This is a genomic window from Bacillus sp. FSL K6-1012 (assembly GCF_037964915.1).
GTDB classification, from domain to species: domain Bacteria; phylum Bacillota; class Bacilli; order Bacillales; family Bacillaceae; genus Bacillus; species Bacillus halotolerans.
This window is the reverse complement of sequence record NZ_CP150175.1, coordinates 4058694-4085104: the sequence shown is the minus strand read 5'-3', so window position 1 is coordinate 4085104 and position 26411 is coordinate 4058694. Positions and strand designations below refer to the sequence as shown.

At 43.0% G+C, this 26411-nt stretch carries 23 protein-coding genes and 3 pseudogenes; 23 read left to right on the top strand and 3 right to left on the bottom strand.

Going from position 1 to position 26411, the window contains the following annotated elements; translation table 11 throughout:
- Window positions 1–2: 2 nt before the first annotated feature.
- The 18 genes and pseudogenes from bglH to NSS75_RS21050 all read left to right on the top strand — a co-directional run.
- Complete coding sequence (bglH, locus tag NSS75_RS21135; protein ID WP_339234941.1) at window positions 3–1412, top strand: aryl-phospho-beta-d-glucosidase; 1410 nt, start codon at window positions 3–5, stop codon at window positions 1410–1412.
- A 102-nt stretch (window positions 1413–1514) separates the two neighbouring features.
- A complete protein-coding gene (locus NSS75_RS21130; RefSeq protein ID WP_024123397.1) occupies window positions 1515–1961 on the top strand; it encodes a universal stress protein in 447 nt (148 codons plus the stop codon).
- A 158-nt stretch (window positions 1962–2119) separates the two neighbouring features.
- Entirely contained in the window at window positions 2120–3055 is a 936-nt protein-coding gene (locus NSS75_RS21125) for a DMT family transporter (RefSeq protein WP_101864244.1), read from the top strand.
- A gap of 170 nt (window positions 3056–3225) precedes the next feature.
- Window positions 3226–10245 (top strand): DNRLRE domain-containing protein, encoded by a 7020-nt coding sequence (locus NSS75_RS21120; RefSeq protein ID WP_339234935.1) that lies wholly within the window; start codon window positions 3226–3228, stop codon window positions 10243–10245.
- Window positions 10246–10304: 59 nt separating this feature from the next.
- Entirely contained in the window at window positions 10305–11153 is an 849-nt protein-coding gene (locus tag NSS75_RS21115; protein ID WP_339234932.1) for a DNA-binding protein, read from the top strand.
- Complete coding sequence (locus NSS75_RS21110; RefSeq protein WP_168749160.1) at window positions 11146–11700, top strand: DUF4240 domain-containing protein; 555 nt, start codon at window positions 11146–11148, stop codon at window positions 11698–11700. The genes NSS75_RS21115 and NSS75_RS21110 overlap by 8 nt, the downstream gene beginning before the upstream one ends.
- A 140-nt stretch (window positions 11701–11840) precedes the next feature.
- Window positions 11841–12311: a hypothetical protein gene (locus NSS75_RS21105; protein WP_216394757.1), complete on the top strand. Its 471-nt coding sequence runs from the start codon at window positions 11841–11843 to the stop codon at window positions 12309–12311.
- Between the two features lie 28 nt (window positions 12312–12339).
- Window positions 12340–12657 carry a hypothetical protein gene (locus NSS75_RS21100; protein ID WP_263463436.1) on the top strand — a complete coding sequence of 106 codons (318 nt, stop codon included), beginning with the start codon at window positions 12340–12342 and terminating at the stop codon, window positions 12655–12657.
- A gap of 56 nt (window positions 12658–12713) precedes the next feature.
- On the top strand, window positions 12714–13124 hold the full coding sequence (locus tag NSS75_RS21095; RefSeq protein ID WP_263463437.1) for a hypothetical protein: 411 nt from the start codon (window positions 12714–12716) through the stop codon (window positions 13122–13124).
- Between the two features lie 204 nt (window positions 13125–13328).
- A pseudogene (locus tag NSS75_RS21090) lies at window positions 13329–13655 on the top strand (DNA-binding protein); the annotation flags it as partial.
- 72 nt (window positions 13656–13727) lie between these two features.
- Window positions 13728–14180 (top strand): hypothetical protein, encoded by a 453-nt coding sequence (locus NSS75_RS21085; protein WP_095712771.1) that lies wholly within the window; start codon window positions 13728–13730, stop codon window positions 14178–14180.
- Between the two features lie 15 nt (window positions 14181–14195).
- A pseudogene (locus NSS75_RS21080) lies at window positions 14196–14683 on the top strand (DUF2716 domain-containing protein).
- 25 nt (window positions 14684–14708) lie between these two features.
- Window positions 14709–15467 carry an Imm26 family immunity protein gene (locus tag NSS75_RS21075; protein ID WP_283912702.1) on the top strand — a complete coding sequence of 253 codons (759 nt, stop codon included), beginning with the start codon at window positions 14709–14711 and terminating at the stop codon, window positions 15465–15467.
- A gap of 30 nt (window positions 15468–15497) precedes the next feature.
- Window positions 15498–15980: a hypothetical protein gene (locus NSS75_RS21070; protein ID WP_268504264.1), complete on the top strand. Its 483-nt coding sequence runs from the start codon at window positions 15498–15500 to the stop codon at window positions 15978–15980.
- Between the two features lie 26 nt (window positions 15981–16006).
- On the top strand, window positions 16007–16336 hold the full coding sequence (locus tag NSS75_RS21065) for a hypothetical protein (protein WP_339234918.1): 330 nt from the start codon (window positions 16007–16009) through the stop codon (window positions 16334–16336).
- A complete protein-coding gene (locus tag NSS75_RS21060; RefSeq protein ID WP_339234915.1) occupies window positions 16329–16625 on the top strand; it encodes a YxiJ family protein in 297 nt (98 codons plus the stop codon). Before NSS75_RS21065 ends, NSS75_RS21060 begins: the two co-directional genes overlap by 8 nt.
- Before the next feature lie 13 nt (window positions 16626–16638).
- Entirely contained in the window at window positions 16639–17091 is a 453-nt protein-coding gene (locus tag NSS75_RS21055) for a hypothetical protein (RefSeq protein WP_339234912.1), read from the top strand.
- A gap of 17 nt (window positions 17092–17108) precedes the next feature.
- Window positions 17109–17237, top strand: a pseudogene (locus NSS75_RS21050) (hypothetical protein); the annotation flags it as partial.
- A gap of 213 nt (window positions 17238–17450) precedes the next feature.
- On the opposite strand, the gene NSS75_RS21045 reads toward NSS75_RS21050, so the two are convergent.
- Together NSS75_RS21045 and NSS75_RS21040 are read right to left on the bottom strand one after the other, a co-directional pair.
- Window positions 17451–17972 (bottom strand): DUF2812 domain-containing protein, encoded by a 522-nt coding sequence (locus tag NSS75_RS21045; protein WP_095712673.1) that lies wholly within the window; start codon window positions 17970–17972, stop codon window positions 17451–17453.
- Window positions 17969–18310: a helix-turn-helix transcriptional regulator gene (locus NSS75_RS21040; protein WP_095712674.1), complete on the bottom strand. Its 342-nt coding sequence runs from the start codon at window positions 18308–18310 to the stop codon at window positions 17969–17971. The genes NSS75_RS21045 and NSS75_RS21040 overlap by 4 nt, the downstream gene beginning before the upstream one ends.
- Before the next feature lie 164 nt (window positions 18311–18474).
- Here NSS75_RS21040 and NSS75_RS21035 point away from each other — a divergent pair, with 164 nt between their 5' ends.
- Together NSS75_RS21035 and NSS75_RS21030 are read left to right on the top strand one after the other, a co-directional pair.
- A complete protein-coding gene (locus NSS75_RS21035; RefSeq protein ID WP_095712675.1) occupies window positions 18475–19623 on the top strand; it encodes a GDSL-type esterase/lipase family protein in 1149 nt (382 codons plus the stop codon).
- Between the two features lie 81 nt (window positions 19624–19704).
- The gene (locus NSS75_RS21030; protein ID WP_339234907.1) at window positions 19705–21144 is read left to right on the top strand and encodes a DEAD/DEAH box helicase; all 1440 of its coding nucleotides are present in this window, start codon (window positions 19705–19707) and stop codon (window positions 21142–21144) included.
- Window positions 21145–21162: 18 nt separating this feature from the next.
- Here the strand turns inward: NSS75_RS21030 and NSS75_RS21025 are convergent, their stop codons facing one another.
- Window positions 21163–22446, bottom strand: a complete 1284-nt coding sequence (locus NSS75_RS21025) for an MFS transporter (RefSeq protein WP_268496427.1) — start codon at window positions 22444–22446, stop codon at window positions 21163–21165.
- A 210-nt stretch (window positions 22447–22656) separates the two neighbouring features.
- Here NSS75_RS21025 and NSS75_RS21020 point away from each other — a divergent pair, with 210 nt between their 5' ends.
- The 3 genes from NSS75_RS21020 to NSS75_RS21010 all read left to right on the top strand — a co-directional run bounded on the left by NSS75_RS21020 (window position 22657) and on the right by NSS75_RS21010 (window position 26410).
- Entirely contained in the window at window positions 22657–23337 is a 681-nt protein-coding gene (locus NSS75_RS21020) for a hypothetical protein (RefSeq protein ID WP_101859732.1), read from the top strand.
- 96 nt (window positions 23338–23433) lie between these two features.
- On the top strand, window positions 23434–24267 hold the full coding sequence (locus NSS75_RS21015) for a PRD domain-containing protein (protein ID WP_185848448.1): 834 nt from the start codon (window positions 23434–23436) through the stop codon (window positions 24265–24267).
- Between the two features lie 310 nt (window positions 24268–24577).
- Window positions 24578–26410, top strand: coding sequence for a beta-glucoside-specific PTS transporter subunit IIABC (locus NSS75_RS21010; protein ID WP_339234900.1), 1833 nt, complete (start codon window positions 24578–24580; stop codon window positions 26408–26410).
- The last annotated feature ends 1 nt before the right edge of the window (window position 26411 follow it).

The following is a 26411-nucleotide window of genomic DNA, read 5'->3' as shown; positions in this document are numbered from 1 at the left end:
TAATGAGTGCAAATGCAAAACGATTTCCAGAAGGATTTTTATGGGGCGGCGCGGTCGCTGCCAACCAAGTTGAGGGTGCTTATAACGAGGGCGGCAAGGGACTTTCGACAGCTGATGTATCACCGAACGGCATCATGTCTCCATTTGATGAATCGATGACTTCTTTAAATCTGTATCATACCGGAATTGATTTTTATCATCGTTATAAAGAGGATATTGCCTTATTTGCAGAAATGGGTTTCAAAGCGTTCCGGACTTCGATTGCGTGGACAAGAATTTTTCCGAATGGCGATGAAGAGGAGCCAAATGAAGAAGGTCTCAAATTTTATGATGATCTGTTTGATGAGCTGTTAAAGCATCATATTGAGCCAGTCGTGACCATCTCTCATTATGAAATGCCGCTCGGTCTTGTGAAACATTATGGCGGCTGGAAGAACCGCAAAGTCATAGAGTTTTATGAACGCTATGCCAGAACTGTTTTCAAACGCTATCAACACAAAGTGAAGTACTGGATGACATTCAACGAAATTAATGTGGTCCTCCATGCACCGTTTACAGGCGGCGGTCTTGTTTTTGAAGAAGGAGAACATCAATTGAACGCGATGTACCAGGCCGCACATCACCAGTTTGTCGCCAGCGCCCTTGCCGTTAAAGCGGGGCATGAGATCATTCCCGACTCAAAAATTGGCTGTATGATCGCCGCGACAACAACCTATCCGATGACCTCTAAGCCGGAGGATGTCTTCGCGGCAATGGAGAATGAGCGCAAAACACTTTTCTTCTCAGATGTGCAGGCAAGAGGTGCGTACCCGGGATATATGAAACGCTATCTGGCAGAAAACAATATTGAAATTGAAATGGCTGAAGGCGATGAGGAATTGTTGAAAAAACATACGGTCGATTACATCGGATTTAGCTACTACATGTCCATGGCGGCGAGCACTGATCCTGAAGATCTTGCGAAATCAGGAGGCAATCTGCTGGGCGGAGTCAAAAACCCTTATTTGACATCATCAGAATGGGGCTGGCAGATTGACCCGAAAGGCTTGCGCATCACGCTCAATACCTTATACGACCGTTATCAAAAGCCGCTGTTCATTGTGGAAAACGGCCTTGGCGCTGTGGACAAAGTTGACGAGGACGGCACGATCCAGGACGATTACAGAATCAACTATCTGCGAGAACATTTAATTAAAGCACGGGAAGCCATTGCGGACGGCGTTGATTTAATCGGATACACATCATGGGGACCGATTGACCTTGTCAGCGCGTCCACTGCCGAAATGAAAAAACGCTATGGCTACATTTATGTTGATCGAGACAATGAGGGGAACGGAACATTGAATCGCATCAAGAAAAAAAGCTTCGGCTGGTATCAGCAGGTCATTGCCACAAACGGAGAAAGTCTCTGACAACTTTATGAATAAACATACACCCCAATTGACAATAACAGACAGCAGGCGGACAATAAAAGAGAAAGATGAACCACCCACAGTCCGAAAGGCGGGAAGCGTATGTTTAACAAAATGTTAGTTGCGATTGACGGGTCAGAAATGAGTGCAAAAGCCCTTGATGCCGCAGTGCATCTGGCAAAAGAACAGCAGGCAGAACTAAGCATCCTTCATGTGGGGAGAGAAGCCGTCGTAGCGACTTCTTCTCTGACCGGGATTGTCTATGTACCAGAACATTTTATTGATGAAATCAGGCAAGAAGTGAAAAAAGAAGGCTTACACATCCTTGAGAACGCGAAAGCGAAAGCGGCCGAGAGCGGCGTTCAAGCCGACATCATTTACGCACAGGGAGAGCCGGCACACGAAATTTTAAATACCGCAAAAGAGAAAGGCGTCAGCCTGATCGTGGTCGGAAGCCGGGGCATCAGCGGCCTGAAAGAAATGATGCTTGGAAGCGTCAGCCATAAAGTGTCTCAATTATCAACTTGTCCTGTATTAATTGTTCGATAGATAAGAAGAAAAAAGCGCCTACAAGGCGCTTTTTTTATGTATAGATTCGTAAAATAACTCTGGGTGATTTGTGGAACTGCTTCCTTTATAATAGTATCAATATGTAAAAAAGAGGATTTTCTCTTATATCTGCAGATAGCTATACTGGGGGGCATTTGATGCAGCAAAATCTCATATTACAAAAACAAAAATCAACAGCCGTGCTGAAAATGGTCATTTCCATGGTGATTTTCGGTTCCATTGGCTTTTTCTCTGAGCATACCAATCTGCCGTCGTTTGAATTGGTATTCGTTCGCTGTCTGTGCGCGACATTATTTTTAAGCTTTTGCTGGCTGGCGTCCGGTCAGCATAAAACTGAAAAATGGAGCAAGCGGGAAGTCCTTCAAACATTAGCATGCGGTTTCTTTCTGGTATTCAATTGGGTCTTCTTATTTAAGTCTTTTGAAGAAACGTCAGTTACAATTGCCATCTCTGTATACCACCTTGCACCTGTGCTTGTTCTTCTCCTGGGGAGTATTATCTATAGAGAAAAATTAAATGTGATCTCCGTCAGCTCCATTATCATCTGCTTTCTTGGAACGGCGCTGATTTCCGGGATTAACGGCAGCACTTCATTGACACAGCTGATGGGATCAGGGATCATATGGGCAGTTCTCGCCGCACTGTTTTATGCGTTCACCACTTTATTGGGAAAAGGCATTCAAAACCTCAGCCCTTACACGACCACCTTCCTGCAAACCGGTTTAGGGGTTATCATCCTGATTCCGTTTATTCACTTCGGCGCTTTTGCAAACCTGTCTCAGGGAAACTGGATCATGGTCGTCTCCACTGGTATTATTCATACAGGTATTGTGTATTTGCTGTTTTTTGACAGTTTGCGATTTTTATCAACGAAATTTATTTCGGTCATTGTCTTCCTCGACCCCGCTGTCGCGATCGTGCTCGATACCGTGTTTACGGGATTCCGCCCGGATCTTTTTCAGACACTCGGCATTGCAATGATCTTTGCGGGTATGGCTTTGACGCTTGTCAGGAGGCAGGGGAAGGCGGATGCAGCTGCTGAAGAAAAGGATTTAGAACAATTTCAATCATGATAGAAAAAAGTGTAAAGGCCTTAAATGGGCCTTTTTTTGGTTTTTTGGGTCTTTTTGCTCTGTTTAAATCTTAAAATAAGATAAATTTTCTAGAAAAATATTGTAATAATATTTCAGTGACGTTAACATTGTTGAGTAAATATTACTTTTATTACAAAAGGAGAGAGAAAATGAAAAAAAGAAAGAGGCGGAACGTTAAGAGATTCATTGCCGTATGTTTAGTGTTGGCGCTAATGATTTCATTATTGCCAGTAGATGTACTGGCAAAAACTTCAGAAGAAGAGTCCGGAAATCGTGTCGCAACTGCTGATCCGGAAGAAACCCTTCAGAATGATCAAATAGAGAAAGCTGTACCATTTAATGAGAAGGATATAAACAAAGAGGGAGAAATCACCTCAGAAAGAACGGAAAACACAAAGCTTTATTATGAAGGGGACGGTGTTTATAAACAGGAAGTATACCTTGATCCTATTCATACAAAGGAAACATCGAATGCAGACTGGGAGGAGATTTCTCCTGAATTAAAAGAAACGACAAGCAAACAAGTTGAAACTGAAAATGCTGTTTTGAATTCAGATTTTCAAAAGCAAATGAAGAACGGACTTTATGCGACTTTTGAGCACAATGATCACAAGCTTACATATTCACTTGTAGAAGCAAAAGGTCCAAATAAAACTTCACTTACTCCGAAAGATACTCCAGCAGATTATAAGACTGATGGTAATGAGATTGTTTATCCGGATGTTTTTCCGAACATTGATCTTCAGACTTTCACATTCAACGAAAACATAAAAGAAGATTTAGTCCTTCATCAGTATGATGGATACAACACATTTACATTTCAGGTGAAAACCGATTTGCAGGCAAAAGAACAAGAGGATGGATCAATAGATTTTTCTGATGAAAAAGGAAAAGTTGTTTTTTCTGTGCCTAAACCTTTTATGACTGATTCAAAACTGGATGAACTTTCCGGCGAGGTGGGACGATCAGAAAAAGTCAGCTATAAGCTGGAAAAGAATAAAGAAGGGTATTTGCTTCATCTCACGGCAGACGAGAACTGGCTGAAAGACCCTGAACGCGTGTATCCAGTGTCTATCGACCCGTCAACGTCTTTATCTGTTTCATCAGATACGTTTGTCATGAGTGCCTACCCGACGACCAACTATTCGGCATCTTCGCAGAAATGGGATGCTAATCTGAAGGCCTATGTGCTGAAAACGGGTTATTACGACAAAACAACAGGCACCAATTATGCGTTTATGAAATTTAACAATTTAAAACCGATTCAAAATATGACAGTCAGCAAAGCTACATTAAAAACATACGTAGCCCATTCCTATTATGGAACAAAGGCAACTGGTCTTTGGCTGGATACAGTCAACAGCAATTATGATCATGCAAAAGTAACATGGAACACCAAACCGGCATCTAAAAATATCGGAAAAGCCGACGTCCATAAAGGACAGTGGGCGAGTTACGATGTGACCGCCGCTGTAAAGTCATGGAACTCCGGCGGGGCCAATTATGGATTTAAGCTTCATGCAAACGGAAACGGTAAGGAATACTGGAAAAAACTAATTTCCTCAGCGAACTCAAACAATAAGCCTTATATTGAAGTGACATACACCATCCCGAAGGCGAGCACACCTGCTGTTAAGGCATACAATAACGGGAACGGCACTGGTTTTTTCAATATCAGTTGGAAAAAGGCCGAGGGTGCAAAAGGCTATAAGGTATGGATTTATAATGGTAAAGAATATCAAGCGATCTCAGTCGGCAACACGACATCCTGGAGCACAAAAGGGAAAAACATTTGGCCGACAAGTGCAGAAATTTCATCCGGTAAGTACAAGCTTCACCTTGATGGAAAAGGCGGAACTGAATTAGCGCTAGATCCATCTCCAGTGTATAAGAACTCCGGCGGAACCTATGCCACAAGCAAAAACTATTGGATCGGGGTCAGCGCGATTTTTGATCAGGGAGAAGGGGCGATGTCCGCACCGGCAAAGCCTGTTATCCCTAATGTAGGGAAAGCACAAGCACCGTCAACAAAGGCATTTAATAATGGAAATGCCACAGGATACTTCGATCTTTCTTGGAAAGCTGTATCCGGTGCAACTGGCTATAAAGTTCAGGTGTTCAATGGGAACGGCTTTGAAACACTTGATCTCGGAAATCAGACGTCTTGGACCACCAAGGGGAAAAAGATCTGGCCGACAAGTGCAGAAATTAAAGCGGGAAAATATGCTCTTCACCTAAAGGATGGAAACGGAGCAGAGCTGCCGATCAATCCCGGACCAACCTATAAAAACGCCGGTGGGGATGCAGCCAAAAAAAATTACTCATTTAAAATAATCGCCTATAACAAAGATGGCGAAGCCATTGCATCACCGGCTGCCAACCCGACACTTCCTGATATCGCTAAACCAAAGAACTTATCCGGTTATGTGTATACAAACACAAAATCAAGCCAAACCGGTTATGTGAATTTGATATGGGAAAAGGTTCAAAATGCGAAAGGCTATAAAATTAATATCTATAACGGAAAAGAATATCAGTCCTATGATGTTGGGGACGTGGATCATTGGACAACCCAAAATAAAAACATTTGGCCGACTTCTGAGGAAATAAAAGCCGGAAGCTACAAGCTGCATACAGACGGAAAAGGCCGTGAATTGGCACTTGACCCGTCACCTGTCTATAACAATGCAAATGGAAATTACAAAGGGAAGAAGAATTATTCCTTCACTCTTTCCGCCTATGATGCGAATGGTGAAACGATTCCGACAGCACCCTTTAACCCAACGTTCCATGAAGGCGCAGAATTCCTTGGAACAGAAGAATACTGGTCTATCATTGATATCCCAAGCGGCCAGTTAAACGGTGCGACAGGCAATGTTATTGTGAATGAAGAGGATCTGTCAATTGACGGGCGCGGACCGGGACTTGGCTTATCGAGAACCTACAACAGTCTTGACAGCTCCGATCACTTATTTGGACAAGGCTGGTATGCTGATGCAGAAACATCTGTCATCTCGACGGACGGCGGGGCAATGTATATTGATGAAGACGCTACTACTCATCGCTTTACTAAAAAAGCCGATGGCACGTATCAGCCGCCGACCGGTGTCTATCTTGAATTAACAGAAACAGCTGATCAGTTCATATTAAAAACAAAGGATCAAACAAACGCTTATTTCAATAAAAAAGGCGGCAAGCTTCAAAAGATAGTGGATGGCCACAACAATGCAACCGTCTACACTTACAATGACAAGAATCAACTGACAGCCATTACAGATGCATCGGGCCGCAAGCTCACATTCACATATGATGAAAATGGCCATGTGACTTCCATCACCGGACCTAAGAATAAGAAAGTCACCTACTCATATGAGAATGATTTGCTGAAGAAAGTCACGGATACAGATGGGACTGTCACAAGCTATGACTACGATGGTGAAGGACGCCTTGTTAAACAATATTCAGCCAACAGTACCGAAGCAAAGCCTGTCTTTACCGAATATCAGTATAGCGGGCACCGTCTCGATAAAGCGATTAACGCTAAGAAAGAAACATATGTCTATAGCTATGATGCTGATAAAAAGACGCTTCTCATGACACAGCCGAATGACCGGAAAGTACAGTACGGCTATAATGAAGCGGGAAATCCGATTCAGGTCATTGATGATGCGGAAGGGTTAAAAATTACAACGAATACAAAGTATGAAGGCAACAATGTCGTAGAAGATGTAGACCCAAACGACGTCGGAACAGGAAAAGCAACGGAAAGCTATCAATATGACAAAGATGGCAACGTTACGTCTGTTAAAGACGCATATGGAACTGAGACATACGAATACAACAAAAACAACGATGTCACAAAGATGAAGGATACCGAGGGCAATGTCACGGATATTGCCTATGACGGACTAGATGCTGTATCCGAAACCGATCAGAGCGGAAAATCATCTTCAGCAGCCGTTTATGATAAATACGGAAATCAGATTCAATCCAGCAAAGAGTTATCAGCCTCAACCAATATCCTGAAAGATGGAAGCTTTGAAGCGCAAAAATCCGGCTGGAATCTGACCGCATCTAAAGACAGCGGCAAAATCTCAGTCATCGCCGATAAAAGCGGGATTCTTTCCGGATCAAAGGCGTTGGAAGTCTTGAGCCAATCAACGTCTGCCGGAACAGATCACGGGTATTCGTCAGCGACTCAAACAGTTGAGCTGGAGCCGAATACAACCTATACATTAAGCGGGAAAATCAAAACCGATCTAGCGAAATCAAGAGCTTACTTTAACATTGATTTGCGAGACAAAGATCAAAAACGAATTCAATGGATTCACAATGAATACAGTGCACTAGCCGGGAAAAATGACTGGACAAAACGGCAAATCACTTTTACGACTCCAGCAAATGCAGGAAAAGCTGTTGTGTATATGGAAGTCGATCATAGAGATAAAGATGGCAAAGGAAAAGCATGGTTTGATGAAGTCCAGCTGGAAAAAGGCGAAGTATCGTCAAGCTATAACCCAGTTCAAAACAGCAGTTTCACAGCGGCAACGGAAAACTGGAGCGCAAGCGGGGCATCCGTTGATTCTGAAGAAGGCTTTAATGATGAAGTATCATTAAAAGCTGCCCGGACCAGTGCGTCCCAAGCTGGATCAGTAACAAAACAAACCATTGTCTTAGGGCAAAGTGCAAACGACAAACCGGTTTATCTCACACTGACAGGCATGTCGAAAGCAAGCAGTGTCAAGTTCACAGATGAAAAAGACTATTCTTTGCAGGCTAATGTTACTTATGCGGACGGAAGCACAGGCGTATACAATGCGAAATTCCCTTCTGGAACACAGGAATGGAACCGTGCAGCTGTTGTTATACCAAAAACAAAGCCGATTAATAAAGTCGATATCAGCATACTGTTCCAAAAAAGTGCGACAGGAACAGCGTGGTTTGATGATATCCGTCTGATTGAAGGAAGCCTTTTAACAAAAAGCACGTATGACAGCAATGGAAACTATGTGACCAAGGAAGAAGATGAACTAGGATACTCTACTTCAACTGATTACGATGAAACTGGTAAGAAAACGGCTGAAACGGATGCAAAAGGTGAAAAAACAACCTATACGTATGATCAGGCAGACCAATTGACAAACATGACGCTCTCTAACGGCACGTCTATCCTTCACAGCTATGATAAGGAAGGCAATGAGGTAAGCAAAACCATTCGGGCGGGAGCAGATCAAACCTATAAATACGAATATGATGTCATGGGCAAGCTTGTCAAAACAACTGACCCTCTGGGTAATGTGCTAGCAAGTGAATATGATGCCAACAGCAATCTAACCAAAACCATTTCACCGAATGGCAACGAAGTGTCTCTTTCTTATGATGGAACAGACCGGGTGAAATCAAAATCGTATAACGGTACAGAAAAGTACAATTTCACGTATGACAAAAATGGAAATGAAACATCGGTCGTCAATAAAGAGCAGAACACCACAAAGAAACGGACATTTGACAACAAAAACCGTTTAACCGAATTGACTGACCGCGGCGGCAGCCAAACTTGGACATATCCTAGTGACTCCGATAAGCTGAAAACCTTCTCATGGAGCCATGGGGACCAAAAAGGAACGAATCAATTTACGTATAACAAACTGGATCAAATGGTTGAGATGAAAGATAGTACATCTTCCTATTCATTTGATTATGATGAAAATGGCAACGTCCAAACCTTTATTACGGGCAACGGCGGCGGAACAAGTTTTTCATATGACGAAAGAAACCTTGTAAGCTCGCTGCATATCGGCGACAAAAATGGCGGAAGCATTCTGACGGAAAGCTATGAATACGATGCAAACGGCAACCGCACAACGATAAACAGCTCAGCAAGCGGCAAGGTGAAATATGAGTATGGAAAGCTGAATCAGCTTGTCAAAGAAACCCATGAAGACGGTACTGTCATTGAATACACATATGACGGATTCGGGAACCGGAAAACCGTTACAACTGTAAAAAATGGTTCAAGTAAAACGGTGAACGCTTCCTTCAACATCATGAACCAGCTGACAAAAGTCAATGAGGAAAGCATCTCTTACGATAAAAACGGCAACCGCACATCCGACGGCAAATTCACATATACGTGGGATGCAGAGGATAACCTGACTGCCGTTACAAAAAAAGGCGAAGACAAGCCGTTCGCAACATACAAATATGATGAAAAAGGAAACAGAATCCAAAAAACCGTTAACGGAAACGTCACGAACTACTTCTACGACGGAGACAGCCTGAACGTCTTGTATGAAACGGACGCGGACAACAAAGTCACAAAATCATACACATACGGTGACAGCGGCCAGCTATTATCCTACACAGAAAATGGCAAGAAATATTTTTATCACTACAACGCACACGGTGATGTCATTGCCATCTCAGACAGCACGGGAAAAACCGTTGCCAAGTATCAATATGACGCATGGGGAAATCCAACAAAAACCGAAGCAAGTGATGAAGTAAAAGACAACCGCTACCGCTACGCAGGCTACCAATACGACGAAGAAACCGGCCTGTACTATCTCATGGCCCGCTACTACGAGCCAAGAAACGGCGTGTTCCTATCGCTCGACCCAGACCCGGGCAGCGACGGAGACTCATTGGATCAGAATGGGTATGCTTATGGAAATAATAACCCAGTGATGAATGTTGATCCGGATGGGCATTGGGTATGGCTTGTGGTAAATGCCGGATTTGCAGCCTATGATGGGTATAAGGCATATAAATCAGGTAAAGGGTGGAAAGGTGCTGCTTGGGCAGCTGCTTCTAACTTTGGGCCTGGGAAGATATTTAAGGGTGCTAAGAGGGCTTATAGTTTTGCTAATAAGGCAAAAAGAGGTTGGTTTAATAAAGAGTCTTGGCATCATATAAAAGATAGACACGGTCCAAAGCGCTCCGATAAAAAATATGGAAAAAAGGGGAAATTCAAGAGTAACAGAGCTTTGAAACGAACAACAAGAAGTACATTAAGATCAGGGAAAGCACGTAAAGGACAATATGGTCGTACAGTTTACGAAAAGACTTTTAAAAGATATGTTGGAGTGAATGGTAATAAAAGAAAAACTAAACGTGTTCGAGTTATAAGAGATAGGAATGGGAGAATAGTAACAAGTTTTCCATATTAATTTGTAATAGAGCTGCTTTTAAAGGCAGTTCTTAACGTACTAGAGACTAGGGGGATATAATGAAAAAATTAATAATGAACAAGATAAAAAAGGAAGTAAATGAAGATTGTTTTTTTCATGTGGATAATCATGAACGCATGTACATCGGGAAAAAGGATAAAACAGGAATTATAATTTCGATCTTTGATTTGTCCGGCGATATCCGGAGATTTGAAATTAATGAACAAATTCTGTGCGAGGATATTATATTGTTTCAACAGAGTTCGGATGACCGTTATGTATTTGTTTACTCTAAGCTGCATGAGTATAAAGTTAAGGTGTTTTCAGCAGATGGAAAAGAACAAAGTGTATTTTCTCTGCCTTCAGGGGTTTCCTGCTGTCTTTTGGATGAAAAACAAAACCTATGGGCCGGTTTAAGTGATGAAGGTATTTATGGTGACGAAAACCCCAGTGAACAAAGTTTGCTGTGCTTCACTTTAGACGGACAATTAAAGGAAACTCACATTGATCAACAGCTTTCAGAAATATATGCGCCCGTGGTAGATGACTGCTATGCACTTGCAGAAAAAGATGGACTGATATACATGCTGTACTACTCTTATACAGTCATTGCCGCATTTGATGAGACGGACGTGAGACGAGTGTGGATTGTTTCTGATAAAGAATATTCTGGAGTATATGACCAGCTTGCAATTTCAGATGACGGGTTTTGGATATGCAAAGATGAACATTCACTGTCCCTCATTCCGGCTGATGTCAGTCTGCCGATACAAGAGGTGAAGTGCTGTGGTCCAGACGGGCGGGAGCTCTCGGTACAACAGCTGAAACTGACAAGTAATGCTATTTATGCAATATCAGACTCGGGGATCTATAAGAGGGATATCAGAGAGGGAAAAGCAAATGAATGAAATATCTTTTTGGCAGCTTATTGACCAAGCTTGCAGCAAGGAAGAACCTAATGAATGGCTACGTGATGAATTATTGAAAAAAGAAATCAATGAGATCGTTGATTTTGAATTTATGCTTCAGACATTTATGCACAAAAGCTATCTGTCCTCACTATGGGCGGCAGCATACATCCTCATGGACGGTTGTTCAGACGATACGTTTGATTATTTTCGCGGATGGCTGATTGCCCAGGGCAAAGAGACATTCGAAAAAGTGCTGGATGATCACGAGTATTTGGCAGCATACATAACGGAGGAAACGCTTGACGAGGAAGGCTATCCGCAAAATGAAGACTTGCTGTCGGTGGCGACAGAGGCGTTGACATACAAGAAGACTGGTGACGATGATTGGGATGATGAAGTATACGATGAGCTTTTAGATACGCTTGAACAAAAGGGGCTTGCCGAACCAGAAGATATTGAATTGGATTGGGAAGAAGAAGATTTGCCTGAAAGGTTTCCAAAACTGTGGGAGCGTTTTGGGGAAAACCCGCTAGGTGAGTTTTAAGTAGTAGAATATGAAGCTTGTATCAATAAGCGATACAAGCTTTTTTAGAACAAATCTGAATGATAAATGACAAAGAAAACAAGAGAAAGATTAATCAAATGAAAAAACTTGAGAAATTGACGGTGGAGGGATTGCGGCTCGTGCAAAAAAGATTAATCGAAAAACTCGATGAGAATAAAAGACGTTTGTTGAAAAGCGAAATCAAAGATAAACTAGTCCCTTGCGCAGAAAGAGGCTTCAGTTATCGCTTTGCTGATCTGCCGAGAAGTAAGCAGTTGCTTGAGATGGTTTTATCAAATTCAAAACCAGCCAACACCCGTGAGGTTGATGCTCTCGGAAAAACGGAAGCGAAACAGCTGATCTTGAAAACATCTCAGTCCTATGTTGCCTATGATGACAGGGACGTTCTGCTGTTTCATCAATACAGCAACGAAATTGGTGCATTAGTTTGTACCTTCGGAACATGTCTCGAGCACCTTGATGGCTTATTGGAATGTATTGAGTTCGACAAAGGGCTTCTCAATCATAGTTTTATTTTGGTTGAGCCCGAGTGTCAGTTTGGTTTATGTATATTGCACACGGAATACGGTTGCGAGCTTGTTTATTGGTAGATGCTTTCCTAGGAGGAATCCTTTTGGAATGTATCTAATCAGTACGGTGCTTTGCATACTATTAATAAATCATTTAATACTTGAATACGTGGTGATCAAATTGAGCGAGCCAAAGCTAATAGAATGCATAAATAAAATCAAAAGTGTCTTAAATGGACAAACAACAAGAGAAGAAGTGTCAGGTTGGGCGGGCACTTATGTTTATGCTGATGATTCCGAGGTAGAGGACGATAGAGTCTGGGATATGTTAATCCTCCTAAGCGGGATTGATTTGAAAGATTCTCCTGAAGCTTATTTGCATTCAACAGATGATTTAAATGATTGGATCAAACCATATACGGAGTAATTAGTTTTTCTGCTTGTTGCAATGCGTTAATGGTTAAAACGAGGTAGGAGACGACAATGTACAAAACAATTAATGATTGGGTTGATTATATAGATGAGGGGTGCAGTGTCCTTCATTTAGGTTTTAATGTGTTTAAAAAAGAGCTCACCCTTAATATCAAGGTTTTTGAAGGTGAAGGTGAATATACGCATAAGATATTATTTCAAAATGTGGCATCCACTCATTATAGTGCAGATGTTGGTGACATGAGATTGGAAAAAATAGATCCGGAAGAATATAATTGGAAAATATTTGAGCTCAGTTATCACCCAGAAGGAATCGGAAACATGTCGAATTCTAACATTGAACACTACCATTCAAACGCTAATTTTCTTATAAATATGAACAGCATGTTAATTGCGATAGAAGCTGAAACAGTTCGCTTTGATGATCAATCGTTTTATGCATACCAATTGAACACTAAGTAAGAAAAGAGAGGTTGTCAGCCTCTCTTTTCTTACTTAGAACATAACAGCAGCCAGACGAAATGTAAAAGACAACGTCATCGCGATTTAAGACTGAATTGGAAAGTAGCTTTATATCAAAACGTTAATGAAACTAGGCTGTCCGTTACTAATAGTTAATAAATGGCTTATTCTTATCACTTCATTTCTAACCTGGGAGCATAACAAATGAAAAAATTAAAAATGAATAAAATCATCAACATTGACACCCAAGATTGTTTTTTTCATGCCGATGCACAAGGACGTGTCTACATTGGAAAAGGGGTGAAAGATGATCTCACTATTTCAATCTATGATCCTTCCGGTGTTGTTCAGGATTTTAAAGTGAAAGAGCAGATTACATGCAGCGATATTCAGCTCTTTCAACAATGTGCAAATGGCTATGTCTTCGTTTATTACGAATCGTATGAGCCGAAGGTAAAGGTTTTTTCAGAAGAGGGAAGAGTGAGAAGTGCTTTTCGTTTGCCTTCAGGGGTTTCCTGCTGTCTTTTGGATGAAAAACAACAGCTTTGGGTCGGTTTATGTGATGAAGGGATTTATCATGATGAGAATCTCAAGGGTGATAGTGTGTGGTGTTTTACGTTAGATGGTAAGCAGAAGGAAATGTATATTGATAGAAAGCTTGAAGAAATGGATGCACCGGTTGTAGATGAATGTTATGGGCTTGTAGAAAAAAACGGATTGATTTATATGCTGTATTACGGAGATGCAGTCATTGCCGCATTTGATGAAACGGTTGTGAGAAGGGTGTGGATTCTGTCGGATGAAGCACCTAAATCAGAAGTGTTTGATCAGCTCACAGTAACAAAAGAAGGTTTTTGGATCGGGACGGTCAACTGTTACAGAGCAGACCTTAAGCCGTCTCTTTATTTGATTTCTGCTGATGTGAGTCTGCCGATGCAAGAGGTGAAGTGCTGTGACTCGAACGGTGAAGCCCTAGACGTTCAACAGCTGAAACTGACAAGTAACGCTGTTTACGCAGTGACTTCTTCTGGTGTTTATAAGCAGGATATCCAATAACGTGTTGATGAGATCATGATGAATTGGCGCACTTTAAGTCAGACAAAACAAGACAGCAGCTGGTCAGAAGTGAACCAGCTCATAAGATGGAAGCCTGGAAGCAGATGTCATCACATCATCCCGCCTGATCCATATCGAGTGTTTGATATCTCAAGCGGGATGAGCAGTAAAGCTGGTCATAATGATGTGAGCGGAGTGCTGAGTGATTTAGAGAATTCTATTTTAAAAGCATTTCAATCATGTACTGAAAAGAACGATGTGATGTACGCATTAGACTGGCAGCATGACGGCTATATCTTTAGCCCTCACCAGACAATGCCTAAGGATGAATTTGGCGAATGGCCTGTTCCCGTATTTCCAAACGTAGACTATTATTTCTTTTTTCATCAGGATTTTCTTGGGGGCTTTTGGGTGATCCGTGGAAATGTACAATCACTGTGTTTGGTGAAGAATTATTGAAGGCGATAGATAAATATCCGCCTATCCTGTTTCAAAATAGATGAGTGTTCTGAAAAACGGAGGTGAAACATGGGCTTTTGGGAAGAGAAATATAAGAATAAAAAGATATTCGTAAGTGATGATGGTTTGGATATTTGTCACGACGCCATCGAAGATTTTCACGCTGTGTTCCTTGAACAATTGGATCGCAAGCCTACTCTAAATGAATTTGTTTATACTCTCTTTCAGGTATTAAACTCAGACGGCGATTCATTTTTTAAAGAATTAGAAGGAAAACAAGTCACCGATATCAACCTAAAGATGAAAAACAGAACTACTTTAAGTGAAGTTAGGCCTGGTGCTGTCATTGAAATCCCTTTACAGCAAATCAATCAGTTTACATATGCATTAGTGGTGAAAGGAAATTTAACTAAAGATAAAAATGATGATCTTCTCATTCAGTATTTTGATACTTTTACAGAGGAACGCTTGAGTAAAAAAGACATTTTTCTCATGATGGCAGAAAAGCAAAGAGCCCTTTTTATTGCGAATACAGGATATACAGGCTTTCTTCAGGGGAACTGGAAGGTTGTTTCCAAGGTGCCGATAGATCTGATGAAGAAATTTGATCAATCTGCTATAACATTTGTTATGTATGAAGATGGAAAATACCTCATTAGCCATAACGATTCACTAGCGGCAGAGAGTGATTTAATAGAAGTTGACGAAAGACACGGGAAGACCTTTAGCAATCCGATTGGGCTATTTGGTCATTTGAGTATTGAGGATGTACTTAATCAATATTTCAAGGGAACCTCGATGGAGGAATTGATCAAGTATGAGTTGTAAAAAGGGACTTTTATTGGGGGCGAGGTACATATGAGCAGGTATTGTCTGGAATATGCGAATTCTGATCTTTTTCTTTTAAATGATTTTTTCAAACAATTCCCTCTGCCTATCACTGAGTATAATTGGGTAATTGGCGATATTTTGAATATGATGGATTTATCCGAGGATAAGAATCATTGGAACGATATCATCGGCGAGCGTGAAGACTATCTTTTTATCACAGGTGAGGAATTTCATCGTATATTAAATGAATTTGAGATTTATGTGATATTTTCTATTTTAACTGCTGTGCCTAAAGAGACGATACCGTACGATTTAACACAAGTTCCGTTTGTTGATGGGAATGCTGACTTTTATGAAGATGACTATATCTCCCCCGTGAAAGAATGTGTTTTTGAGGTCGGTTTTTTTGATTCGTCAGATCTTATTTTTACCGTTAATGAAGAAGGAATAGAAAGGATGTTAAAGGCTACATTCCCTGATTTGAAGCCTTACTGTGAGTATCGAGCATAGGGAAGCATCAAACGGAGGAATCAAAATTGGCAAATGAATTGAATATTTCTGGAGTTTCTCCAATTTTGTTACAGCATATCAAGAAATGGCGTCTTTATCGAGAAACAGATAGGGACGCCATTTATACGATTGAGTTAGCAGTTGTTTATCATTTCCGTTCAATTATTTTTACATTCAAAGACGTTTCAGCCGTTACGATACGAGATTTGGAAACCCTAAAGGACATGTCTGATGTGCTTCTCCGTATAAAACCGCAGCCGCAAGGCATCTACCTTGTGGAAGAATGGGAGGAGCAGACGTTTCGCTTTTATTGCCGGCAATATGAGATGACAGAAGAGAGAGGATCACGTGTTTGAAAAACTGAGAAAAAGACAGCAAGAGCTTGAAGAAACGCCGTATCCTGATGAATTGTACGGCTTTGAAGCGGAAATATATGAGTTTTTTATGCTTGTTGCTGGCAGTTTGGGTTATGTGCTGGCGAATAAAAGGATGCCCCGGCATCAGCGGTATTCGTTGGAGAAAGGCTTTTTTGAGCTGTATCCTGACATCCCGCCGGATATGATCAAAAACGATACCGATTTGTATCATTACATTCTTTTGTATGAGCAAGTCAGACAAGAGATTTGCGTTGCGCTATCCAACTGATAAGGAGAAGTTTATGGAAAAAACCTCTATAAGCAGTATCGGCAATTTGGACATGGTCGAGCTTAAGCCCGACCAAACCGTTACATCATGCGAACTTAAAGATGCTGAGTCTTTTTATCGTTTTTGGCAGGGGCTTGCCTATGAGCAAATCATGATACAGGTGATAACGGCTGGTTCATTTATAGAAGACCTGTCAGAGTTTTTCAAAGGCTATGATTACAAAGTGACGAAGCTGGCGAAAAGGCAATTTCATTTCCAATGCGTAGTACATGAAACAGACCGGGGCATTGCAGATTTTCTCTTTCTGTTAGCTTCCATCAATGATGATGTTTTTCTGATCACTGACCCTCAACCGAAAAACTATCTTTCCGAAGGCAAACTCCAGTGCCTAACGGACTCAGGCGAACGGATCATGTGGTTTGAATACGATGCTGCGGAGATCTATATGGTTGGCGATGAAACATAAAAGGAGGAGGAATCCATATGAATATCACACAATACGAGAAAATGAAAAAACATCTTTCTGATGCGGATACAGGTCCATTTACATTAAACGAGTTTTCTTTCTATATGAAAGCAGATGATCGTTATTTTCATATTCCTGTGTTTGAATTAAAACTATCCGCTCAAACCTGTGACATTCATTTGCGGTTTGAAGACATCAGTGCATCGAAGCTGGATGATCTTGAATCCATCGATGCGGTTGAATTGGAGCTTTTACCGACTGACGATCAATGGGAAAGGCTCCGTTATTATGTGTATGATCAAGAAAACCAAATGAGTTTCTATTGCGGAGGATGGGATGTGATCAAGTGTGACAAGAAGTCACACTGATTTTCCCCACTTTCCAAGCGTTCTTGCTTTTGTTGCCGCATATGTCACGAGAAACGGGATAGTCACAATCAGAAAAAACAAAGGCACCCAATTTGATAATCCGGTTACATAATGGATTGTAATGGACAAGAGAGTCAGGAAACTCAAGGTGCAGGTGACGTTTCGAACGTCTTTTTCGCTTCTTTTATATTTCTCTCTCAAGGTGGATTGATCACTGTATATCGGCGAAGTCCCGGGCACAGCCGAAAAGATATGCATACCTTGTGAAGAGCAAACATGTTCCCATCCGGCCGCTTCAAACATCTCGGTGTATTCCGCCAAGCTTTCTTCCCCAACATCATGATAATCAATACTGTAGATCAATTTCCGCGGCTCAGCTTTTCTAAGTTTATACCCCATAACCGCAAAAGAATCGAGCAACCAGCCTTTGCTGGCCATATCGCTGAGTTTCTTCATATCTTTTTCTTCTGAAAAGGCCAATCCTTCAGACATCATATATTTTTTCTGTTTCATGATGAATCCCCTTTCAATTGTTGAAAAGCGCGTTCGCCGTGTTCCGCCATCATTTTTCTGCGCTGCATTTCTTTTTTGAGTAATTCTTGGCCGTGCAGGGTGGTCTGGTACACTTTGCGGCGCGGGTTGTCGTTGTTGACAAGCTCAATGATCTCTTCCTGCAATAATTTCTTTAACAATGTATATAAGGTAGCTGGGCCGATCGTAAAGGAGGCATCGGTCATGTCTTCAATCTCCTGCATGATCGAATAGCCGTGTTTTGGCTCCAGCAAGGTTAAGACAATATAATAGGCTGGATCGGTAAGCTGATCCATTTCTTGCGGACGTTGCTTTGGCAAGCGGTCACCTCATTTCTTATATCAACTAATGATATATCAATTATTGATATAATAAAATCTTCCTTTTCTTTTGTCAATGCAATTTTTTTCTGCGTTCAGTCATCATAAAGAAACAATCACCGAGTATGCATTAATGAATGCGTTTTCATAGAGGGGGATTCTTAATGAAAAAATGGATAACGGCGGGTTTTGTGATGATGTTGATGTTGTGTTTCAGCGGGGCGGAGAGTTTGAAGGCGTCTGAGCCGAAGGTGTATCAGTTTGACTTTGGGAGCGGTTCGGTTGAGCCTGATTACATTGGGGTAAGGGCGTCTGACCGTTATAACCCATCAAAGGGCTACGGTTTTCAAACGCCGGAACATATGAAGGATGTGGCGGCATCCGGGACGGGCGTGAAAAGTGATGCGGTTCAATTTTTGGCGTATGGGACGAAAAGCGACAACACGTTTAATGTGGATCTTCCGAATGGCCTTTATGAGGTGAAGGTGACGCTGGGCAATACGGCGAGGGCAAGCGTGGCGGCGGAGGGTGTGTATCAGGTCATCAATATGACGGGAGACGGTGCGGAGGATACGTTCCAAATCCCTGTCACCGACGGGCAGCTGAATCTGCTGGTGACTGAAGGCAAGGCGGGTACCGCTTTTACGCTCAGCGCCCTGAAGATCAAGAAATTGTCTGATCAGCCGGTGACAAACCGAACGATCTATATCGGCGGCGATTCGACGGTGTGCAATTATTATCCGCTCAACAGCAGCAAGCAGGCGGGCTGGGGGCAAATGCTGCCTCACTATGTCGACAAGCATACCTTTCAAGTGAGAAACATGGCGTCAGGCGGGCAGATTGCGAGAGGGTTTCGAAATGACGGACAGCTTGAGGCGATCTTGAAGTACATCAAACCGGGTGATTACTTTATTTTGCAGCTCGGCATTAACGATACAAATCCGAAGCATAATGAATCTGAAGCGGAATTTAAGGAGATTATGCGTGATATGATCCGGCAGGTGAAAGCAAAGGGCGCGGAAGTCATCCTTTCAACACCGCAGGGCCGGGCGACAGACTTTACTTCTGAAGGCATCCATTCCTCTGTAAACCGATGGTACAGGGCTTCTATTTTGGCTTTGGCCGATGAAGAAAAAACAAGGCTTATTGACCTGAATGTCCTCAGTTCATCTTACTTTACATCGATCGGTCCGGAAAAAACGCTTGCCCTTTATATGAATGGAGATACGCTGCATCCGAACCGCGCGGGTGCCGATGTACTGGCGCGATTGGCCGTTCAGGAACTAAAAAGACAGGGGATTGATGGCTTCTAAAACGTCATTTTTCAGCAAAACACATACACCGCCGTTAATTAGAGTATAATGAGAACATCTGCAAGAGACAGGAGTTTATACATGAGTCATTTTAAAAACTATCAAATCAGTCACGACATTTTACGAGCATTGGAAGGACTGGGGTATACAGAACCGACCGAGGTGCAGCGAAACGTGATTCCGGCAGCCCTTGAACGAAAAGATCTTGTCGTCAAATCACAGACGGGAAGCGGGAAAACGGCTGCGTTTGGCATTCCTCTCTGTGAGCTGGCGGATTGGGATGAAAACAAACCGCAGGCACTGGTGCTGACGCCGACCCGTGAGCTTGCCGTGCAAGTAAAAGAGGATATCACGAACATCGGAAGATTTAAACGAATCAAAGCGACAGCTGTGTTTGGAAAATCATCTTTTGATAAACAAAAAGCCGAGCTGAAGCAAAAAAGCCATATTGTTGTCGGCACTCCGGGGCGTGTTCTGGATCATATTGAAAAAGGCACGCTGCCGCTGGATCGCCTTTCCTATCTGGTCATTGATGAAGCGGATGAGATGCTGAATATGGGTTTCATCGATCAGGTGGAGGCGATTATCAAGCATCTCCCGGTTAAGCGCACAACGATGCTGTTTTCTGCGACACTGCCAGAGGATATTGAGAAATTAAGCCGTCAATATATGCAAAACCCAGAGCATATCGAAATCAAAGCGGCCGGCCTCACCACAAGGAATATTGAACATGCGGTGATTCAAGTCAGAGAAGAGAATAAGTTTTCTTTGCTGAAGGATGTACTTATCACTGAGAACCCGGACAGCTGCATTATTTTCTGCCGGACGAAAGAGCATGTCAATCAGCTGACTGATGAATTGGATGACTTAGGATATCCATGCGATAAAATTCACGGCGGGATGATTCAGGAAGACCGCTTTGACGTCATGAATGAATTTAAAAGAGGCGAGTACCGTTATTTAGTCGCGACAGACGTCGCCGCGCGGGGGATCGATATCGAAAATATCGCCCTTGTCATCAACTATGATTTGCCTCTTGAGAAAGAAAGCTACGTACACCGTACTGGACGGACAGGCCGAGCCGGAAATCAGGGAAAAGCGATTTCATTTGTGGCGCCGTTTGAAAAGCGGTTCCTGACTGAAATAGAAGACTATATCGGATTCGGGATTCAGACATTAGAAGCCCCATCCCAAGAGGATGTCGCAAAAAAGAAACCGGATTTTCTCGCTAAACTGAAAGACCGTCCGGCGATCAAAAAAGACAAGAGCGAAGAGCTGAATAAAGACATCATGAAGCTGTACTTTAACGGCGGAAAGAAAAAGAAAATCAGAGCCGTTGATTTTGTCGGAACGATCGCTAAAATCGACGGGGTTTCTGCTGATGACATTGGCATCATTACGATCATGGATAACGCCTCGTACGTGGAAATTTTAAACGGAAAAGGCCCACATGTTCTCAAAGCCATGAAGGATACAACCGTCAAAGGGAAAAAGCTTAAGGTGAATAAAGCGAATAAATGATGAATGACCTGCTCCCAGTTAAAGGGGCAGGTCATTTTTGTGATGGCTGACATCGGCACTGTTCTCTTCCGGCACAAACGCGAGGATCGCAATTCCGATCACAAACAAAATGATCAGGCTGAACACCGCGGTCGAGGATTTCCCGGTCAGCTGGGCGGTAACGGCAATGAGCAGCGGCCCCATAATCGAGGCGAATTTCCCGAAAATATTGTAGAAGCCGAAGAATTCATTTGCATGGTGTTTCGGGACGAGCTTGGCGAAATAGGAGCGGCTTAATGCCTGAATGCCGCCCTGCGAGGTGGCGACAAGCATGGCTAGAATCCAGAAATCAAACGTCGTTTCCAGAAAATACGCATATACGCAGACAATCATATACATGACAATGCCAACGTACAGCATTGTTTTCCCTGTGAAGCGTTCCGCCAGTCTTCCGTATAAAATGGCAAACGGCGCGGCGACGACCTGAGTGACAAACAGTATGATCAGGAGACTTGTGGAGCTGATGCCCAAATCTGACCCGTAAGAGGTCGACATCGTAATAATGGTGCCGACTCCATCGATATAAAAGAAATAAGCGAGCAGAAAGAGGAACAGCGCCCGGTACTGCCGGATCCGTTTCATCGTTTGCCCGAGGCGTTTAAAGCTGTTGGCTATGATGCGGGGTTCTCTTTTGATGTAATAGCGCTGATGAACGTGTTTCAGCATCGGAATGGTAAACAGTCCCCACCAAGCGGCCGTTATAAAAAAGGACAGCTGGCTTGCGGCAGACACGGACATCGGAATCGTTTCTGCTTGTGCGAGCAGGATGACGGCGATGCTGAGGATAAATGGGATCGTGCTGCCGATATAGCCTAAGCCAAAGCCGCGGGCGGAGACGAGATTCATCCGTTCCTCAGGCGTGACGTCAACGAGGAAGGCGTCGTAGAATACATTGGCGCCGGAAAAACCGACAGCCGATATGGTGTAGAACAGCAGCAAAAGAAGCCAATGTTCACTTGGAATAAAGGCAAGCGCCGCGGTGCTGGCGACACCGGCTGACACAAAGAAACCGAAGAACTTTTTTTTGCAGCCTTCATAGTCGGCGATGGTTCCTAAAATCGGGCCGAGCATGGCGAGAATAAAGGTAGAAATCGCTATCGTATAACCTAAATAAGCAGTTGATTGAGCAGCGCTGACACCGCCTTCCGCAGCGGCTGATTTATAAAACAACGGAAATACCGCGGTTGTGACGACAATGGAATAAGCAGAGTTTGCCCAGTCATATACAACCCAGCTGTTTTCTTGTTTCGTAAAACGTTTCATCTGCAGAGCCCCTCCCCAGTAACGATACTTCTATTGTACGAGAAACCGCATAGAAAAGGATGGAACCGTGGTCAATTTTTACAAAATGTTTATGTTCTATATAGGTCAAATAATACTTTTGGTTTATTGCTGACACATCATATATCTGGTACGATTTAACTATATTTTGCCGCATTTTCCAGAAGGGTTTCAGCAGAGAGGAGACAGAGCATGAGGCGAATAGGCTTGTTGATAAGCCTGCTGGTCGCTGTTCTTGCGATGAGCGCATGTGAAAGCGAAAGCAATGTTCAGAACGCTGCCCAACATGATCAAAAGACGATCAAACAAAGCATGATAAAATCACTGGGCAGCAAGAAAAAGCAAGACTTTCAGACCCTATCAAACGATATGCAGCTGGCGGTTGTTTTCAGTTCTATGGTACACGTAAGCGAGACGTTTGATTATGGGATCGGCAACCCTGAATATTTCATTCGCAGCAGCATGACAGAAGAGGAAGCAGACATAGCGAAGAAAAATCTTGAATCCATTAAACTCGAAAACGGGCGGCTCAAAAAACAAAACAGCGAGGCATTCGCAATGCTACAAAAAACCCGGAATCAAGAAAAGAGCCGGAATGAGAATCAGCAGCTTAAAGACAATAGAGACACCTTTTTTGAGATTACCGGCAGCATGATCGCGCTCATCAATCAGGTCACCCCGAAAAACGCTAAACAAACAAGAAAACAGCTGGATCAGCTGAAAAAACAATATACGAAATACAATGCCGAAAGCATCAACTTAATGAATGGCATAGTCAAGAAGCAGGGGGCAGATAAGGAATCCTTTGAACGCCATCTTGAGGCGCTGCTTCAGAAACAGAGCGGGCAGACGGTGCTGAGTGAAGTATATTGACCGGATCGCTGCTCTTTCCCTGAAGATATTGACCTAGTACAAAAAGAATGTACAATCAAGGTGTAGTCTGTTCTTAGCTGATTGGAGGGACATGTCATGAAGATTGCGAAGGTGATCAACAATAACGTGATCAGTGTGGTCAATGAACAAGGGAACGAATTGGTCATCATGGGCAGAGGGCTCGCGTTCCAAAAAAAGTCCGGCGACGAGGTCGATGAAGCACGCATTGAGAAGGTGTTCACTCTCGATAACAAGGATGTATCAGAGAAATTTAAAACCCTTTTGTATGAAATACCGCTCGAGTGTATGGAAGTGTGTGAGGACATTATCAGCTATGCGAAGTTACAGCTTGGCAAAAAGCTGAACGACAGCATCTACGTGTCGCTGACCGATCATATTAACTTTGCCATACAGCGCAATAAAAAGGGTCTTGATATCAAAAATGCTTTGCTGTGGGAAACCAAACGGCTGTACAAAGATGAGTTTGCCATTGGCAAAGAAGCGCTGCACATGGTGAAAAACAAGACAGGTGTTTCCCTTCCGGAGGATGAAGCAGGTTTTATTGCCCTCCATATCGTGAATGCCGAACTCAATGAAGAGATGCCCAATATCATTAACATTACAAAAGTGATGCAAGAGATTTTAAGTATTGTAAAATATCATTTTAATATTGAATTTGATGAAGAATCGCTGCATTATTACCGGTTTGTCACTCACCTGAAGTTTTTCGCGCAGCGTCTTTTTAACGGAACTTATCTTGAAAGCCAGGACGATTTTTTGCTGGAAACGGTGAAAGAAAAATATCATCGCGCGTATGACTGCACGAAGAAAATCAAAGCGTATATGGAACAAGAATATGAACACAAACTCACCAGGGACGAGCTGCTGTACTTAACGATTCATATTGAAAGGGTCGTCAAACAAACATGATGAAAGCGTTGACATTTTTGTTTTCGTGTGTTAATTTTTTCTCACATCAATATATTATGATTTTAGGATTGTTACTGATAAGCAGGCAAAACCTAAATTACGATGAGTGCGGAGGATCTCTGTCTGCGCTGGTGGTAATTTAGGTTTTTATTTTTTTCAGGGGATGGTGATGGTGCAAAATTGAAGAAAAATCGAATGATGAAGTTTTATAGGATTGTTACTGGTCAGCAGGCAAAACCTAAACTACTTGTTCCTATTGTGGCAGGGGTAGTTTAGGTTTTTTATTTTTCAGCGGAAGGGATGAGGGGAAATGGGGATTCAGGCAGCAGCCAGAGACATTTTACAATTGGTCGGCGGGGAAGAAAATGTGCGTTCACTTGTACATTGTGCGACGCGCTTGCGTTTTACGCTGAACGACCGCTCAAAAGCAGACAAAGACAAAATAGAAGCTTTAGACGATGTCGTGACTGTTGTGGAAAGCGGCGGGCAGTTTCAGGTGGTCATCGGTAATCATGTTTCCGAAGTGTATCGCGAGATTGGAAAGATATCAAGTGTGCTGCAGGATGACCAAACAGAGCGTTCTGCTCAGAAAGGGAATCTGTTCGGCCGTCTGGTTGATATCGTATCGAGCATTTTTACGCCTTTGCTTGGCGTGATGGCGGGAGCGGGAATTTTAAAGGGCCTGCTTATGATCTGTACAAATGCCGGCTGGCTCAAAACTGAGGATACAACTTACACGATTTTGTATGCCACCGCAGACAGCCTGTTTTATTTTCTGCCATTGCTGCTTGCCATTACAGCTGCCCGAAAATTCGGCGCAAACGTGTTTGTGTCTGTCACGGCTGCGGGGGCGCTCATCTATCCAACCATTATTGAACTGAAGAATGGCAATGCGGATACCGATTTTTTTGGCATTCCTGTTGTTTTAATGAATTACACATCAACCGTTATACCGATCATCCTGGCGATTTTCGTGATGAGCTGCATGGAGAAGTTTCTAAACAGGCTGATTCATGACAGTGTAAAAACCTTCATCACGCCGCTGATCTGTTTAGTGACGGTCGTGCCGCTCACATTAATCGTGTTCGGGCCGATTGGCGTAAATGCCGGGAATGGTATCGCGGCTGTGATTCTGGCGATCTTTCATTTTAATCCGATGCTGGCCGGTGCCGTAATCGCAGCCCTTTGGCAGATCCTTGTCATCTTCGGCATTCACTGGGGCATCGTGCCGGTTATTTTAAACAATATTGCGGTCAACGGGCAGGATTCTATCAAACCGGCTACAGCAGCTGCTGTGTTTGCCCAAACAGGTGCTGCCATCGGAGTCATGTTAAAAACGAAAAATAAAAAATTGAAGGCGCTTGCGGGCTCCGCCGCTGTCACCGGAATTTTCGGCATTACGGAACCTGCCGTTTATGGGGTGACGCTCCGACTGAAAAAACCTTTTGTATGCGGTGTCATCAGTGCGGCTGTTGGCGGCGCGATTATCGGGCAGGCTCACAGTGTGGCCATCGCTTCAGGTGCGCCGGGTCTATTGACCATCCCGATTTTCTACGGACAGGGGTTTGCAGGCTTTATCTTGGGAATCTCGGTATCTTTTATTCTCTCAATTATCCTAACGTACATTGTCGGATTTGAAGATCCCGCGGAAAAAGCAGATGCCAAAACGGAACCGCCAGCACCTGCCACACATCATGAACAGATCAGCAGTCCATTAGAAGGAAGCGTGATTCCGTTAGCGGAAGTGAAGGATAAGGTGTTCGCATCGGAGACGCTTGGAAAGGGGATTGCGATTTTGCCGGAGAAAGGCCGGCTGGTGGCTCCGGCAGATGGCGTGATATCGACCGTTTTCCCGACTGGCCATGCATTCGGCATGATCACCCATCAGGAAACAGAAATCCTGATTCACCTCGGATTTGATACGGTGAAGCTGGAAGGAAAACACTTTTATCCTAAAGTGGTGCAGGGGCAAGCCGTCAAACAAGGCGATCTGCTGGCTGAATTTGATTTAGAGGAGTTAATAAAGGCAGGGTTTGATATGAACACGCCGATCATCATCACAAACACAGATCAATATACCGACGTCATTCAAACTGATCAAAAGCAAGTCAAAACAGAAGAAAGAATTCTTTCTTTAATCTAAA

Coding starts and splice junctions, on each gene's coding strand:
- NSS75_RS21070 (WP_268504264.1), top strand. CDS start 15,498: ATGAGCAGGTATTGTCTGGAATATGCGAATTCTGATCTTTTTCTTTTA.
- NSS75_RS21010 (WP_339234900.1), top strand. CDS start 24,578: ATGGGGATTCAGGCAGCAGCCAGAGACATTTTACAATTGGTCGGCGGG.
- NSS75_RS21125 (WP_101864244.1), top strand. CDS start 2,120: ATGCAGCAAAATCTCATATTACAAAAACAAAAATCAACAGCCGTGCTG.
- NSS75_RS21015 (WP_185848448.1), top strand. CDS start 23,434: ATGAAGATTGCGAAGGTGATCAACAATAACGTGATCAGTGTGGTCAAT.
- NSS75_RS21055 (WP_339234912.1), top strand. CDS start 16,639: ATGGAAAAAACCTCTATAAGCAGTATCGGCAATTTGGACATGGTCGAG.
- NSS75_RS21115 (WP_339234932.1), top strand. CDS start 10,305: ATGAAAAAATTAATAATGAACAAGATAAAAAAGGAAGTAAATGAAGAT.
- NSS75_RS21030 (WP_339234907.1), top strand. CDS start 19,705: ATGAGTCATTTTAAAAACTATCAAATCAGTCACGACATTTTACGAGCA.
- NSS75_RS21110 (WP_168749160.1), top strand. CDS start 11,146: ATGAATGAAATATCTTTTTGGCAGCTTATTGACCAAGCTTGCAGCAAG.
- NSS75_RS21025 (WP_268496427.1), bottom strand. CDS start 22,446: ATGAAACGTTTTACGAAACAAGAAAACAGCTGGGTTGTATATGACTGG.
- NSS75_RS21020 (WP_101859732.1), top strand. CDS start 22,657: ATGAGGCGAATAGGCTTGTTGATAAGCCTGCTGGTCGCTGTTCTTGCG.
- bglH (WP_339234941.1), top strand. CDS start 3: ATGAGTGCAAATGCAAAACGATTTCCAGAAGGATTTTTATGGGGCGGC.
- NSS75_RS21100 (WP_263463436.1), top strand. CDS start 12,340: ATGTATCTAATCAGTACGGTGCTTTGCATACTATTAATAAATCATTTA.
- NSS75_RS21045 (WP_095712673.1), bottom strand. CDS start 17,972: ATGAAACAGAAAAAATATATGATGTCTGAAGGATTGGCCTTTTCAGAA.
- NSS75_RS21075 (WP_283912702.1), top strand. CDS start 14,709: ATGGGCTTTTGGGAAGAGAAATATAAGAATAAAAAGATATTCGTAAGT.
- NSS75_RS21120 (WP_339234935.1), top strand. CDS start 3,226: ATGAAAAAAAGAAAGAGGCGGAACGTTAAGAGATTCATTGCCGTATGT.
- NSS75_RS21130 (WP_024123397.1), top strand. CDS start 1,515: ATGTTTAACAAAATGTTAGTTGCGATTGACGGGTCAGAAATGAGTGCA.
- NSS75_RS21035 (WP_095712675.1), top strand. CDS start 18,475: ATGAAAAAATGGATAACGGCGGGTTTTGTGATGATGTTGATGTTGTGT.
- NSS75_RS21095 (WP_263463437.1), top strand. CDS start 12,714: ATGTACAAAACAATTAATGATTGGGTTGATTATATAGATGAGGGGTGC.